12 protein-coding genes are annotated in these 13776 nt (G+C 69.0%); 5 read left to right on the top strand and 7 right to left on the bottom strand.

All coding sequences use genetic code 11. From position 1 onward, the window contains the following. Positions 1-66: 66 nt before the first annotated feature. From AC0IXR_RS07755 to AC0IXR_RS07780, 6 genes are all read right to left on the bottom strand, one after another. Positions 67-1122, bottom strand: a complete 1056-nt coding sequence (locus tag AC0IXR_RS07755; RefSeq protein WP_471760328.1) for a DNA polymerase III subunit delta' — start codon at positions 1120-1122, stop codon at positions 67-69. Then, a complete protein-coding gene (tmk, locus tag AC0IXR_RS07760) occupies positions 1112-1807 on the bottom strand; it encodes a dTMP kinase (protein WP_471760329.1) in 696 nt (231 codons plus the stop codon). The genes AC0IXR_RS07755 and tmk overlap by 11 nt, the downstream gene beginning before the upstream one ends. Then, complete coding sequence (locus tag AC0IXR_RS07765) at positions 1804-3063, bottom strand: D-alanyl-D-alanine carboxypeptidase family protein (RefSeq protein WP_471760330.1); 1260 nt, start codon at positions 3061-3063, stop codon at positions 1804-1806. The genes tmk and AC0IXR_RS07765 overlap by 4 nt, the downstream gene beginning before the upstream one ends. 165 nt (positions 3064-3228) lie before the next feature. After that, complete coding sequence (locus AC0IXR_RS07770; RefSeq protein ID WP_471760331.1) at positions 3229-4671, bottom strand: septal ring lytic transglycosylase RlpA family protein; 1443 nt, start codon at positions 4669-4671, stop codon at positions 3229-3231. Between the two features lie 396 nt (positions 4672-5067). Further along, positions 5068-5373, bottom strand: a complete 306-nt coding sequence (locus tag AC0IXR_RS07775) for a ribbon-helix-helix domain-containing protein (RefSeq protein WP_471760332.1) — start codon at positions 5371-5373, stop codon at positions 5068-5070. Continuing rightward, on the bottom strand, positions 5357-5995 hold the full coding sequence (locus AC0IXR_RS07780; protein ID WP_056424260.1) for a ParA family protein: 639 nt from the start codon (positions 5993-5995) through the stop codon (positions 5357-5359). The genes AC0IXR_RS07775 and AC0IXR_RS07780 overlap by 17 nt, the downstream gene beginning before the upstream one ends. Positions 5996-6473: 478 nt before the next feature. Between AC0IXR_RS07780 and AC0IXR_RS07785 the strand changes: the two genes are divergently transcribed. Beyond that, entirely contained in the window at positions 6474-7052 is a 579-nt protein-coding gene (locus AC0IXR_RS07785) for a PAS domain-containing protein (protein ID WP_471760333.1), read from the top strand. Positions 7053-7086: 34 nt separating this feature from the next. Here the strand turns inward: AC0IXR_RS07785 and cobF are convergent, their stop codons facing one another. Beyond that, positions 7087-7845 (bottom strand): precorrin-6A synthase (deacetylating), encoded by a 759-nt coding sequence (cobF, locus tag AC0IXR_RS07790; RefSeq protein WP_471760334.1) that lies wholly within the window; start codon positions 7843-7845, stop codon positions 7087-7089. A 42-nt stretch (positions 7846-7887) separates the two neighbouring features. Between cobF and AC0IXR_RS07795 the strand changes: the two genes are divergently transcribed. From AC0IXR_RS07795 to copM, 4 genes are all read left to right on the top strand, one after another. Then, positions 7888-8346 carry a hypothetical protein gene (locus AC0IXR_RS07795; RefSeq protein ID WP_311275184.1) on the top strand — a complete coding sequence of 153 codons (459 nt, stop codon included), beginning with the start codon at positions 7888-7890 and terminating at the stop codon, positions 8344-8346. Between the two features lie 87 nt (positions 8347-8433). Continuing rightward, on the top strand, positions 8434-10122 hold the full coding sequence (locus AC0IXR_RS07800) for an efflux RND transporter periplasmic adaptor subunit (protein WP_471760335.1): 1689 nt from the start codon (positions 8434-8436) through the stop codon (positions 10120-10122). 12 nt (positions 10123-10134) lie between these two features. Further along, a complete protein-coding gene (locus AC0IXR_RS07805) occupies positions 10135-13275 on the top strand; it encodes an efflux RND transporter permease subunit (protein WP_471760336.1) in 3141 nt (1046 codons plus the stop codon). 15 nt (positions 13276-13290) lie between these two features. Beyond that, positions 13291-13716 (top strand): CopM family metallochaperone, encoded by a 426-nt coding sequence (copM, locus tag AC0IXR_RS07810; RefSeq protein WP_471760338.1) that lies wholly within the window; start codon positions 13291-13293, stop codon positions 13714-13716. Positions 13717-13776: the final 60 nt, after the last annotated feature.

The following is a 13776-nucleotide window of genomic DNA, read 5'->3' on the forward strand; positions in this document are numbered from 1 at the left end:
CGGATACAGGGTTCATGGGTTCACGGGACGGCTCCGGGAGCACGGGCCGAACCGGCTCACGTCCCTTCAGCGTACGGCGCCCGCGAGGTCGCCGAACAGCGAGAGGATCAGCGGCCGGCGGTCGAGATTGTAGGTCGCGGCCTCCCGGGCGGCGCGGGCGATCTTGTCACACACCTCCACCAGGGCCGCAAGGCGAGCGGGGGGCTCGTGGCGCCGTCTGTCGAGTTCGGCGGAGACGAAGCGGAACACCGCCTCGAGGCTCGCGGCGAAATGCTCGTCCGCGTCCCGCCCCGAAAGCTTGTCGGCCAGCGCCAGGATGCGGCGCCAGTCGGGATGGTCGAGGCGCGAGAGCAGGGTCTCCATCTCGCCGACGAGGCCGGACGTCGCCGGGTCGAGCATGGCGAAGCCCTGCGCCACCGAGCCCTCGGAGAGGGCGGCGGCACGGGCCAGGACCTCCGGGTCGGGCCGGACGAAAGGGGGAGGGAAGCTTCCCAGGACCTCGGCCACCTCCCCCTCCCCCAGGGGGCGCAGGTTGAGGGCGCGACAGCGTGAGCGGATCGTCGGTAGGAGCCGGCCCGGCGCGTGGCTGACGATGAGGAACAGGCAGCGCGGCGGCGGCTCCTCCACCATCTTGAGCAGGGCATTGGCGCTGTTGGCGTTGAGATCCTCGGCGCTGTCGACGATGCAGATGCGGTAGCCGTCATTGCCCGCCGTCGAGCCGAACAGGTCGAGGGCATGGCGCGCGGCATCGACCGAGATCTTGGTCGCGAGCGTCTTGGCATTGTGCGGCCGCGTCCGGCGCAGGGCCACGAGGTTGGGATGCGACAGGGCCGCCACCTGCCGCGCCGCCGGATGCGAGGGATCGACCGCGAGGGTATCCGGGATGCGGCCGGGGCGCGGGTTGGCGATGAGCCAGCGCGCCACCCGATACGCCAGGGTCGCCTTGCCGATACCGCGCGGGCCGCCGATGAGCCAGGCATGGTGCAGGCGTCCCGAGCCGATCCCTTCGATGAAGGCGGCCTCCGCCTCCGCATGGCCGACGAGGCCTGCCTGCTCGCGTGGGCGGGGGATGTCGGCGAGGTCGCCGGGTTCGACATCCTCCGGAGCACGGTCAGGCCGCATCGTCGGTGGCCTCCGGGCCGGAGAGAAGGCTGGGCAGGCGGGCCGCGAGGACGGCTGCGATCGCCTCTTCCACCGCATCCGGGGGGAGGCCGGCATCGATGACGACGCAGCGCTCCGGCTCCATTGCGGCGATGGCGAGGAACGCCTGCCGCAGGCGGGTGTGGAAGGCGAGGGCCTCCGCCTCGAACCGGTCGGCCGCCTCCCCCTCCCCGGCGCGGGCCTTCGCCCTGGCGAGGCCGATGACGGGGTCGAGGTCGAGGATCAGGGTGAGGTCGGGCTTCGTGTCGCCGACGACGACCCGCTCCAGGGTCGAGAGAAGGGTCGGTTCGAGGCCTCCCGCCGCTCCCTGATAGGCACGGGTCGAATCCGAGAAGCGGTCGCACAGCACAGTCTCGCCGCGGTCGAGGGCCGGGCGGATCAGCGTGTCGAGATGGTCGATCCGGGCGGCTGAGAAGAGCAGCGCCTCGGCGAAGGGGCCGTGCCGCTTCACCGTACCGGCCAGCAACGCCTCACGGATTTCTTCGGCCTTGACCGAGCCGCCGGGCTCGCGCGTCGTTACCACCGGCATGGAGGACGCACCGCGCAGGCGCGCCGCGAGACGGGCGATCTGGGTCGATTTCCCGGCCCCCTCCCCGCCCTCGAAGGTGATGAAGACCCCTCCCCGCCCGCGGTTTCGGCCGGTCACGACTTGGCGCCGGCCTTATCGGTCGCGCTGGCCTTATCACTGGCACCGGCCTTGTCGAAGGCGCGCCGGAACAGGCCGGTCCCGAACTCCCAGGCCCCGTCGAGGGCGCGCTGCGGGATCGTGCCGGCTGGCACGTCTTCTCCGGCATAGACCGGCAGGTCGAGGGCCTGGGTGTCGCCGCGGGTGATGCGCAGGCGGCCCACCTCCTTGCCCTGTTCCACCGGCGCGGTCAGGGGACCCTGATAGACGACGCGGGCGCTGATGCGGTCGCCGTTGCCACGGGGCAGGAGCACCCGGACCGGCTTCTTGGCCACCAGCGGGACGCTACCCTGCGCCCCGCCGAAGACGGAGGCATCGGCCACGGTCTCACCGCTGGCGAAGATCTGGCGCGGCTCGAAGGCGCGGAATCCCCATTCCACCAGCTTGCGCGACTCGGCGGCGCGGTCGCGCGCCGTCTTGAGGCCGCTGACCACCATGATGAGGCGCTGGCCGTTCTGGACCGCCGAGCCCGTGAGGCCGTAGCCCGATTCCTCGAGATATCCGGTCTTGAGCCCGTCGGCCCCGATATCGAGGGTCAGCAGCGGATTGCGGTTCTGCTGCTTGATCTTGTTCCAGGTGAACTCGCGCTCGGCGAAGATCTTGTAGAGATCGGGATAGGTGTCGATCAGGTGGATCGCCAGCTTGGCGAGATCGCGTGCGGTGACCTTCTGGTCCGGCGCGGAATAGCCGGTGGCATTGCGGAACGTGGAGCGCGTCAGGCCGATTTCCTTGGCTCGCACGGTCATCATCCGACCGAAATTCTCCTCCGAGCCGGCGATGCCCTCGCCGATGGCGATGGCCGCGTCGTTGCCCGATTGCACGATCAGGCCGCGCAGCAGATCGGACAGCTTGATGCGGCTGTTGAGCTGGGCGAACATCGAGGAGCCGCCTCCCCCGGCACCGCCCCGGCGCCAGGCGTCCTCGGTGATCTGGAATTCGCTGTCCATGCTGAGCCGGCCCTGCCGGATCTCGTTGAACACGATCTCCGTGGTCATCAGCTTGGCCATGCTGGCCGGCGAGAACAGCTCGTCGGCCGCTTTTTCGAACAACACGGAGCCCGAATCCGCATCGATCAGGATGGCGTGGGGAGCGGCTGTCTGAAAGCTCTGGGCGAGGGCCGGGAGGGCGGCGAACCAGCCGATCGCCGACAGGCTCAAGCCGGCCAGTCCGGCCCGAAAGCCGGCGGCCAGATTCGTCCGGTTCGTCGTCGCACGCATCGTTCGCCTCATGCCCGTCGGCCCCGAGGCTTGGCTGATAAGCCCGGTCCGTTCTCGCCCTTGCGAGATGGTATAGCGGATCGCCCGCGAAATCGAACGCAACTTTGCCGATGATGTCGCGACACGGTGGACGAGACGATACCGCCGGTCTCGGTCGTTCGACGGTCAGTTGACCTCGGCGATGCGCGAGCGGCGTGGCTGGGCCGGTTTCGCTACGGCGGTGGCGACTGCCGGGGCGGACGACTTGCCGCGTCCGGCCTGTGCGCCGACGGGCTGCGAACCGGCCGGAGGCACGGACAGCTTGGCGACGCTGGCCTTGGCCGTTCCCAGCGGGCTCGAGGGCGGCGCAGCCGGACGCAGGTTCGCCACCGCGGCATGGCCTGTCGCGGAGCGTGCCGGGGTCGTGGTGCTCGCCGTCTTCACCACCGGGCCGCGCGAGGGAGCAGGGGCGGCCGCCATCCTCTGCGGTGCCGCCGGGACCGGCACGTGGGCGAGTTTCGTCTTCGGAGCGGAGGATTCCAGCTTGGCCTGGAGCGTCTTCGCGTCCTTGGTCGTCGTGGCGCCGTGCTTCGATGCCTGGGCAGGGGCTTGGGCAAGGTTCTGGGCTGGGCCGGCGTTCGAGGCGAGGCGCATCGCTGCCACGGCGTGGGGCGGCGATCCCTTCGCCTTCGGCGCGGCATGAGCCATCTGCAGGGCCGGTGCCGGGCGATCCGGCATGGTCGGCCGGAACGCATGCGACCGGGACGCGGTGGGCTGCAGGGCCGCCGGTACGGCGACGCTGGAGCCGCCTGCCACCAGGACCGGCGCGGGCCGGGCAGGACGCGGCGCGGGAGCTGCATCGTCCTCGTCAGGGGCCGGCTTGAAGGCCATGGCGGGACGCTGCGCGCGCGACAGACGCTCCGTTTCGGCATCGGGGCCGAGATCGGCCATCATCACCGGTGAAGCGCCGCCGACGCGGGCAGGCGCGCCATCGGTGCGCAAGGTCGCCATCAGCTTGCGGTCGTCGCTGCCGGCAGTGGAGGCCTTGCCCACATACTCCACCCGGACCTTGGCGGTGCCGCTGCGGTGGAATTCCAGGGCCTGGGCCACCTCCTCCGACACGTCCATGAGCCGGTTGGCATGATAAGGGCCGCGATCGTTGACGCGCACGATCATCGAATGGCGGTTGGCGAGGTTGGTGACCCGGACGTAGCTCGGCAGGGGCAGCGTCGGGTGGGCGGCTGCGATGGAGTGACGGTCGAATACCTCGCCGTTGGCGGTCATCCGGCCGTGGAACGCGCTGCCGTACCAGGAGGCCAGGCCCTCGCGGACATAGCCCTTGGCATCGTCGCGGGGCACGTAGGTGCGGCCCGCCACCACGTAGGGCTTTCCCGAGAAGCGGCGGCCGCCGCCCTTGGGGATCGTGTCGCCCTCATTATAGAGGCGAGGACTGGCCTTCACACCGTATTTCGGATCGTAGGACGATCCAGAGGACCCGGCCGGGCCAGCGAGCTTCTGGGTGTTCTGCGCGCAATTGGCGGTGGTCAATGCCACCACGGACACGGCGAGGAGGCGCAGCAGCGGTACGCCCGCCGTTGGAGCCGATCCGGCCTTCGTCGAACGCGCCATACCGAACCGCCCAGCACTCTACGCTCTCGAAACACCATACAGGGCTCGGGGAACGGAAGAGCGATCCGGTCCGGCCGTCGAAGGCCGCCCGGAAAGAACGGGCTTCGATTGCACAGACAATTGTCGGGTTGACGTAAAGGAAAGCTGAACGCTGCGGGTCGAGGGCGGGGCCGGTCTTATCCGATCATTCATCAAGTGAAGAGCGCGCTGCAAAACCCTGTCAGAGTGAAGAGAATCACGTTCTCGCGGTTGTGGACATCGTCGCGAAATTCCGCCCGGAAGGTCAGGAGGTCGGTGCCGCCAAATGCGGATGTGTCAATTGAGGGTGTGTAAATAAGTATTTGGCAAAAAATGATTTTCTCCTGTCGATGCCTGGCATCGACAGGAGACGGGATATCAGCGGTGGCTCGTCTCGTTCAGCCGCTCGATCGGCATGGTCCCGCGCTGTTTGAACAGCAGATCGAGGGCTTCCAGCATGAGCGCATGCATCTTCGTGCGCTCGGTATGGGCGAGGTCGCGCAGCTGGTCGTAGACCGGCGGCTCCAGATAGACCGACATCTGCCTGGCACGCTCCTTCAGGGTGCCCGGCGCCTTGCGGGCGGGCGTGTGGCCCGTATCGAGCTGGACGATGTCGGCGCTCCTCCCTGGGGAGGCGGCTCCCGCGACGATGGAGGCGAGGCTCGGCCTAGGCGGCTTTGGCATGTTTGACGACCTGCATCCGCTTCTCGATCCACGTCCAGAGCTTGCGGACTTCGCCGGCGGCCTGGCCCTTGGGGTTGAATTCGGTGACGCCCTGACCGACGCCGATCGCGTCCTGGTGATCGGTCCGCGCGACGATGTTCACGTCCGGCAGGATGCCCAGCACGGCGAGGCCGTCGGCCGCGTCGCGAATCCGGTAGGAGCGCGGCGGGGTCTGGTTCAGCACGAAGGCGAACTTCTTCTCCAGGCGGTAGATGGCGGCCAGGGTCGGCTTGAACGCGCGCAGGTCCGCCGGGGTGGGGCGACAGGGGATGATGCAGAGATCGGCCGCGCGGATCGCCGAGAGCGTGCCGGTGGAATCGACGCCCGGCGTATCGATGAAAACGTAATCGTAGGAGGATTCACGCAGCTGGGTCATGACGGCTTCGATCTGCGTCGCGTCGATCTGCGCCACTTCCGGGCCATCCGCCGTGCGGTGGTCGAGCCAGTCGCTGATCGTCGCCTGGCGGTCCATTTCCAGGATGCAGACCGACAGGCCGCGCTCCTGCGCCGCCACCGCCAGTGAGATGCACAGGGTGCTCTTTCCACTGCCTCCCTTCTGGGTGACGAAGGTGATGGCTTTCATACGGGAGCCCTTCTCGCGGCTTGAGATGTCGCATTCCTGCCGTGCCGGGGCGAATATCGGCCCGGAGGCCGATCGAATTCCCGGCCTCGGATCGACACCGGACGCGCTCGAAGCCGTCGTCCCGTGACACCAGGATGCCCTGATCCCGGTTTTTGGCGGGTCATGGTTAATCAGTGGTTAAGATCCATGCCGGGGCTCGGAGGGTTCCGTTGGCTGAGGATCGTGGGCCACGATCGATCTCCCCGTCCCCCGGCGAACATGCACTTGATGGCAATCTCAGGTTGCCTTTAATGCACGTTTGACGTGTTAAGCGCTTTCGGTGATGCAGTTTAAGGGGTAGGATGCGGCCTCTGTCGCCGGATAGCGAAGCATTTCTCAACCTCAGGTAATGACCCAATGGAGGTCCGATCTAGCTTCGGGATGCTCCGCGGTCACTGTTTCGCTGTCAGTGCCCCGGCCCCTGCGGCCCAGGAGATCCATGCCTGCGCGCACCAGCTTTTTCCCCGACGACTCGGATAGCCTTCGGGATGCGCTCGACGCATCGGGAATCGTTGGCATCTGGTCCCACGACGTCTGGGCTGGCCGCATCGCCGTCTCCGGTTTGCTCGCGGAGATTCTCGGCTTCGTTCCGGAGACGGAGGTCGTGAGTTTCGACGCCTTCCTGACGGCGATCCACGATGAAGACCGGTCTCGCGTGGAGAATGCCCTACATGCCGCCACCGAGGGGGGCGGTCTGTTCGAGATCGTCTTCAGGACGGTTCGAGGCGAGCGCCGGCTCGGCCTGCGCGGACGGGTTGAGCGGGACGGGTCTGGCGAGTGCGCAAGGGGGCTCGGCATCGTCATCGATCACACCGAGGATGGCGCCCTCCCTCATCAGCCCGACATGCAGGCCCAGGCGGCGGCCAACCGCATGGCGGAACACGCCATCGCCCTGCAAGACCTCGCGACCGGTCTCCACCAGCCGAAGCTGACGGCACTCCTCGATGCCCTGATGCGAGAAATCGGCTTCACGCTGGCCGGTCACATCGAGAGGGGCGAGCGACGCCGCGATCATTGAGGGCGAGGTAGGCGTCGAGAGACGTGATCCTGGCCTAATCGGCCGGCTTCCGTAGCAGGTAGATGTCCATGATCCAGCCGTGGCGTGCCCTCGCCTCCGCCCGGATGCGCCGGATCTCGGCGGCGACGTCGCCGAGGCGGCCCGAGAGGGTGATCTCGTCGTCGCTCCCGAGATAGGCGCCCCAATAGATCGTCAGCTCCGGGTCGAGTTGGGCGAAGGTCGGGTCGCCGTCGAGCATCACCACGGTGGTGTCGGCCTCGGCGGACAATCCGCCGGCGATCTGGCGCCCGGTGGTGATCTGCACCGGCGCGCCGATGCGGTTGAGGGCGATGCGGTGACTGGCCGCCAGGGCCTGGACGCTGGTGATGCCGGGGATCACTCGGTACTCGAAGGCGAGGCGGCCTCGCGCGACGATCCGGTCGATGATCCGCAGGGTGCTGTCGTAGAGCGAAGGGTCACCCCAGACCAGGAAGGCCCCGGTCTCGTCTTCCTGCAGTTCCCGCTCGATCATCGCTTCGTAGAGAGCCGCGCGGGCACTGTGCCAATCCTCCACGGCCACGCCGTAATCGGCAGGGTTGCGGTCGCGCTCCGGATCCTGGGCCTCGACGATGCGGTAGGGCCGCTCCTCGATGTAGCGCTCGCAGATCTCCCGCCGCAGGGCGACGAGGTCGGCCTTCTCGCCCCCCTTGTCGAGGACGAAGACCACATCCACCGTGTTCAGTGCCCGGATCGCCTGGATCGTGACATGCTCCGGATTGCCGGTGCCGATGCCGATCACGAGGATCTGTCTCACGCGTCTAGCCTTCCGAGTTGCGATCGGCCCTGTCGCGGGCGCATGCCCTATGCTACGCTCTGCGCCGACATGAAACCCATCCGGCGCAATCTGGACCGGAGCCTCGCGCTCTGGCTGATGACGGTGATCCTCGCGATCGCCGGCTTTGCCATGTCGTCGCCCGCGAGCGCCCATACCGGGCATGGGCACGAAACCGTGGTCCAGGTCGAGCGAGTTCAGGTTCAGAACGCCCGCGAGACGAAAGCGGTCCAGGGGATCACGTCCGATAGCCGCATGCGTGCCGTGGTCTCGGTCCTGCGGGCCGAGCCTCATCTTGGCTGCGCCGGTCCCTGCTGCGCCGGCGGCTGTGGCGCTCCCTGTTGCGCCCTCGGCCTCGCTCCCACCGAGGGCGACGTCGCATCCTCCGCCGGACTGACCGGACCCGTTCCCGTGGGTGCCGCCTCCGCACGGACGGATGCCGCCCCGGATTCCCCGTCCGAACCCCCGAGATCCTTCGCCTGACGTAACGACGGCGTTCCCGCGCGGCTGCCTTCCGGCCTCGCGTGGATCGCCGTCTCCTGCTTCAACGGCGCCAAGGTTTCTCGCATCATGTCCATCGTTTTTCCGGCTGCCCTGCGCCGTGTCGCAGCGTGCGCCATCGCCTGGGCGGCCCTGACCGGCGCGGTCCTGTCCCATGAGGGCCATTCCCACGGAGACGAGGCCCCTGCCCTGCCCGTCGCGGCGGCAGCACCGCGAGCCGAGGCGAAGTCGGAGCGCTACGAACTCGTCGCCACCGTGCAGGGGCACGATCTCGTCTTCTATCTCGACGCGTTCGAGACCAACGCGCCGGTCACCGACGCCACCCTCGCCCTCTCGACGCCGGACGGCCGCCGGAAGGCCGAGGTCCAGGCCGACGGCACCTACCGGCTTTCGGCGCCCTGGCTCGAGGAGGCGGAGCATCACGATCTCCTCGTCGCGGTGACGGCGGAGGGCCGAACCGACATCCTCTCCCTCGATCTCGACCTGCCCGCCCCCAAAGTCGCGGCTGCGGCGTCCGAGACGGCGACCGCCGCCTCCCTGGTCGAGCGCCTGACGCACCAGCCGCCCTCCGTCACCGCCGCCGGGGGCTTCCTCCTCGGCCTCGGCGCCGTCGTCCTGTTCCGGCGTCGGCGCACGATTCCCATCGTCGTCGTCCTGGCGGCCACGGCGACGATCGTGCTGGGCAGCGCCGCCCTCGCCCATGAAGGCCACGATGCCGCGCCGGCCGAGGGGGGGATGATGGCGAGCCCGCCCTCCGGCGGCGCCGACCGGGCCAAGCGCTTAGGCGACGGGTCGATCTTCGTACCCAAATCCCTGCAGCGGCTCCTCGTCCTGCGCACCGCCCTGACGGCGACGGAGAACGTGGCCCGCACCGTGGCCCTGCCCGGCCGGGTCATCGCCGATCCCAATGCCAGCGGCGTGGTGCAATCCTCCGTGGGCGGCCGCCTAGCCCCTCCGGCAAGCGGATTTCCTCGCCTCGGAACCCGTGTGACGCGCGGCGAGGTGCTCGCCACCGTCACTCCGCCCGTCCAGGCGGTGGACGTCTCCGACATGCGCCAGCGCCAGGGCGAACTCGACCAGCAGATCGCGATCCTCGACCGGCGCGTGGTCCGGTTCGAGCGTCTGGCGGGGACCGGCGCCGTGGCGCAGACCCAGCTCGACGATGCCCGCTCCGAGCGCGACGGGCTGAAGGACCGCCGCGCCGCCCTCGATGCGGTCCGTGGCTCGCCCGAGGCACTGGTCGCACCCGTGGACGGAGTCATCGCCGAGGCCAGCGCCACTGCCGGTGCCATGGCCGCCCCCGGCACCGTCGTCTTCCGCATCGTCGATCCGAAGAAGCTTTGGATCGAGGCGCTGAGCTTCGAGGCCCTGTCCCCTGAGGGTGCGGCGACGGCCCGGCTCGGGGACGGGCGCAGCATGGCGCTGGCCTATCGCGGCGCCGGCCTGGCCGATCGCAATCAGGCCGTTCCCGTGCAGTTCGCGGTGGAAGACGACACGACTGGTCTTCGTCTCGGCCAGTTCGTCACCGTCCACGCCCCCCTGACGGGGGAGCGGACCGGTCTCGCCGTCCCACGGTCCGGCATCCTCCGCGCCGAGGGCGGGAGCGTCGTCTACGAGCATGTCGGCGCCGAGCGTTTCGTGGCACGCACCGTCCGCACCGATTCCCTCGATGCCGACCGTACGCTCATCGCCGGCGGTTTGGAGCCGGGACGGCGCGTCGTCGTCCAGGGTGCCGAACTCCTCGACCAGATCCGCTGAGGAGGCAGACCCATGTTCGGCCTCATCGTCGCGCAATCCCTGCGCAACCGCCTGCTCGTGCTGGCCCTCGCCTTCGCCCTGGTCCTGACCGGCGCGCTCTCCCTCGCGCGCCTGCCCGTCGACGTACTCCCCGACCTCAACCGGCCCACGGTCACGATCCTGACCGAGGCCGAGGGGCTCGCCCCCACGGAAGTCGAGCAACGGGTGACCTACCCGATCGAGACCCGCATGAATGGCCTGCCCGGTGTCAGCCGGGTGCGCTCGGTCTCCGGCATCGGCCTGTCCATCGTCACGGTGGAGTTCGAGTGGGACACCGACCTGTTCCGCGACAGGCAGTTCGTCAATGAAAGGCTGGCGCTCGCGCGTTCGGAGCTGCCGCCGAACGTGATTCCGCAGATGGGGCCGGTCTCCTCGATCATGGGCGGCATCCTGCTGGTCGCCCTCACCTCGAAGACCGCGACCCCGATGCAGGTGCGCGAGACCGCCGACTTCACCTTGCGCCCGCGCCTGCTCTCGATCCCGGGCGTGGCGCAGGTGATCCCCATCGGCGGCGAGGTGCGCCAGTTCCGGGTCGCCCCCAATCCCGCCGCCATGCGGGCGCTGGGCGTCACCGACGAGGCCCTCGCCCGCGCCCTCCAGAATTACGGCGGCAATGCCGGCGGCGGCTATTCCGAGGCCGGCGACCGTGAGGTCCTGATCCGCGCGCTCGGCCGCACCACCGATCTCGACGACCTTCGCAATCTCGTCGTCACGACGCCGGGCGGTCCGGTCTACCTGCGGCAGGTCGCCGAGATCGCCTTCGGAGCGCGGCCCAAGCGCGGCGACGGCGGCTTCATGGGCAATCCCGCCGTGGTGGTCTCCATCGAGAAGCAGCCGGGGATCGACACCGTGCGCCTGACTCGCGAGGTCGAGGCGGCGCTCAAGGAGATCGGCCCCTCCCTGCCGCACGGAATCGAGGCCGGCAACGTCTTGTTCCGGCAGGCGGATTTCATCGAGACATCGCTTCGCAACGTGATCACGGTACTGATCGAAGCCGTGGCCGTTGTGGCCGTGGTGCTGTTCGCCTTCCTGATGAACGTGCGGACCACGCTGATCTCGCTCGCCGCCATTCCCGTCTCGATCCTCGCCACCGCCACGGTGTTCTCTCTGCTCGGCCTCTCGATCAACACGATGACGCTCGGCGGCCTCGCCATCGCCATCGGAGAGCTGGTGGACGATGCCGTCGTCGATGTGGAGAACATCCTGAGGCGCCTGCGCGACAACCGGGCTGAGGGTTCGCCTCGCAGCACCTTCTCGGTGATCGTGGATGCCTCGAACGAGGTGCGCTCCGGTATCGTCTACGCCACGATCATCATCTGCCTCGTCTTCGTGCCGCTCTTCGCCCTGTCGGGGATCGAAGGCCGGCTCTTCGCGCCGCTCGGCCAAGCCTACATCATCGCCATCCTGTCGAGCCTCGTGGTCTCGCTGACCCTGACGCCCGTCCTCTCCTCCTGGCTGCTCCCTGGCCTGAAGAGCCTCGACCATCCCGAGAACCGGCTGATCCGCGGCCTCAAGCGGGCCAATGGGCGACTGGTGGAAACGGCCTTCGCCCATCAACGCCTTGCCATGGTCTGCGCGGTCCTGGCGGTGATCGCCGCCGGCTACGGCGCGGGCCGGTTGCCCCGCGCCTTCCTGCCGACCTTCAACGAAGGCTCGTTCACGGTCACCACCACCTTCACCCCCGGCATCTCGCTCGCCGAATCCGCTCGCGTCGGCGCCATCGCCGAGCGCCTGCTGATGGAGATCCCCGAGGTCGACAAGGTCGGGCGTCGGACGGGCCGCGCCGAGCTCGACGAGCATGCCGAAGGGGTCCATTCCACCGATCTGGAGATCCGCCTGAAGCCCGGCGGACGCGAGCGCGACGCCATCACCGCCGAGATCCGGGGGCGGCTTTCCGTTCTTCCTGTCACGGTGAATGTCGGCCAGCCGATCTCGCACCGGCTCGACCACATGCTCTCCGGCGTTCGGGCCGAGATCGCCCTCAAGCTGTTCGGCGAGGATCTCGACGCGTTGCGCCGCACTGCCGAATCCCTGCGTGAAACCCTGTCCGGCATTCCGGGCGTCGCAGACCTCCAGGTCGAGCGGCAGGTGCGCGTTCCCCAGATCGAGGTGCGGGTCGATCCGGCGAAGGCCGCCCTCTACGGCGTCTCCCCCGCGACGGTGGTGGATACGGTGGGGCAGCTCGCCAACGGACGCGTGGTCTCCACCCTGGTCGAGGGACTGCGCCGCTTCGACGTGGTCCTGCGCCTGCCCGAGAGCGGCCGCTCCATGGCCGCCCTGCGCGACCTCCTCATCGAGACGCCGTCGGGCTGGGTGCCCGCCCACGCCCTGGCCGACATCGCCGAGCGCGACGGTCCCAACCAGATCCAGCGCGAGAACGGCCGCCGCCGCATCGTGGTCCAGGCCAACACCGTGCCGGGCTCGGACGGCTCGAAGGTCGCCGCCGACATCGCGCAGGCCCTGGCCCGGACGACGCTGCCGGAGGGGATCAGCGCGCGCCTCGAAGGCGCGTTCGAGGCGCAAGTGGAGGCGACCCGCCGCATCGGCCTCCTCGGCCTCGTCTCCTTCGCCCTGGTCTTCGCCCTGCTGGCGAGCCGTTACCGCTCCGGCGTGCTGGCTCTCATCGTCATGGGCAACGTGCCGCTCGCCCTCATCGGCAGCGTCGTCGCCCTCACCATCGCCGGGCTGCCGCTTTCGGTGGCCTCGATGATCGGCTTCGTGACGCTCACCGGCATCGTCGCCCGCAACGGCATCCTGAAAATCAGCCACGTGCTGAATCTCGGGTTGAACGAGGGGCTGCCCTTCGGCCCGGCTCTGGTGCTGCGGGCGAGCAACGAGCGCCTCGTGCCGGTGCTGATGACGGCGCTCGCCGCCGGCATCGCCCTGGTCCCGCTGCTCCTGGACGGGACCGCGCCCGGCAAGGAGATCCTGCACCCCGTGGCCGTGACGATCTTCGGTGGCCTCATCAGCGCGACGCTCCTCGACGCCGTGCTGACGCCGGTTCTGATGCTGCGCTTCGGCGGCCCCGCCTTCGCCCGACTTCGCGAAGCGCCCGGCGATGAAGCCCCCTCCCCGGTGGCGGGGACCATGCCCTCCCCGCCCGCAACCTTCTGACGACAGGGAAATCCCATGACGAAGACAGCCCTCCCAGCGATCCTGGCCGCGATCCTGGCTCTGCCCCTCGCCTCACTGGTCCTCGCGGCCGAAGAGCACCGCCATGAGGACGGCACCACCCATTCGCACAGCCATGACCACGGGTCGAAGCCCGCCGCGAAGGGCAAGGCCGCCGACACCCCGGCGACCCGCGCCTTCAAGGAGGCGGCCATGCGCATGCACGGCGACATGGAGATCCGCTATTCCGGTGACGTCGACCGCGATTTCGCCGCCGGCATGATCCCGCACCACAAGGGCGCGCTGGCCATGGCCAAGGTGGCGCTTCAGTATTCGAAGGATCCGGAGGTCCGCACTCTGGCCGAGGCCATCGTCAAGGCACAGGAGACCGAGATCGCCCAGATGGAGACGATCCTGAAGCGGACCGAACCCGCCAAGAAGTAAGGCTCCCGCCTCGCCCCTGAACAGTGTCGCTCAGGGGCGGCACCGCTTGCCCTCTCGACG

The sequence above is a fragment of the Methylobacterium sp. AC832 genome (assembly GCF_979256025.1).

Bases quoted from the DNA above. Each gene is read 5' to 3' on its own strand.
- AC0IXR_RS07755 (WP_471760328.1), bottom strand. From the start codon at position 1,122: ATGCGGCCTGACCGTGCTCCGGAGGATGTCGAACCCGGCGACCTCGCC.
- AC0IXR_RS07765 (WP_471760330.1), bottom strand. From the start codon at position 3,063: ATGCGTGCGACGACGAACCGGACGAATCTGGCCGCCGGCTTTCGGGCC.
- AC0IXR_RS07770 (WP_471760331.1), bottom strand. From the start codon at position 4,671: ATGGCGCGTTCGACGAAGGCCGGATCGGCTCCAACGGCGGGCGTACCG.
- AC0IXR_RS07775 (WP_471760332.1), bottom strand. From the start codon at position 5,373: ATGCCAAAGCCGCCTAGGCCGAGCCTCGCCTCCATCGTCGCGGGAGCC.
- AC0IXR_RS07780 (WP_056424260.1), bottom strand. From the start codon at position 5,995: ATGAAAGCCATCACCTTCGTCACCCAGAAGGGAGGCAGTGGAAAGAGC.
- AC0IXR_RS07785 (WP_471760333.1), top strand. From the start codon at position 6,474: ATGCCTGCGCGCACCAGCTTTTTCCCCGACGACTCGGATAGCCTTCGG.
- AC0IXR_RS07795 (WP_311275184.1), top strand. From the start codon at position 7,888: ATGCCCTATGCTACGCTCTGCGCCGACATGAAACCCATCCGGCGCAAT.
- AC0IXR_RS07800 (WP_471760335.1), top strand. From the start codon at position 8,434: ATGTCCATCGTTTTTCCGGCTGCCCTGCGCCGTGTCGCAGCGTGCGCC.
- AC0IXR_RS07805 (WP_471760336.1), top strand. From the start codon at position 10,135: ATGTTCGGCCTCATCGTCGCGCAATCCCTGCGCAACCGCCTGCTCGTG.
- copM (WP_471760338.1), top strand. From the start codon at position 13,291: ATGACGAAGACAGCCCTCCCAGCGATCCTGGCCGCGATCCTGGCTCTG.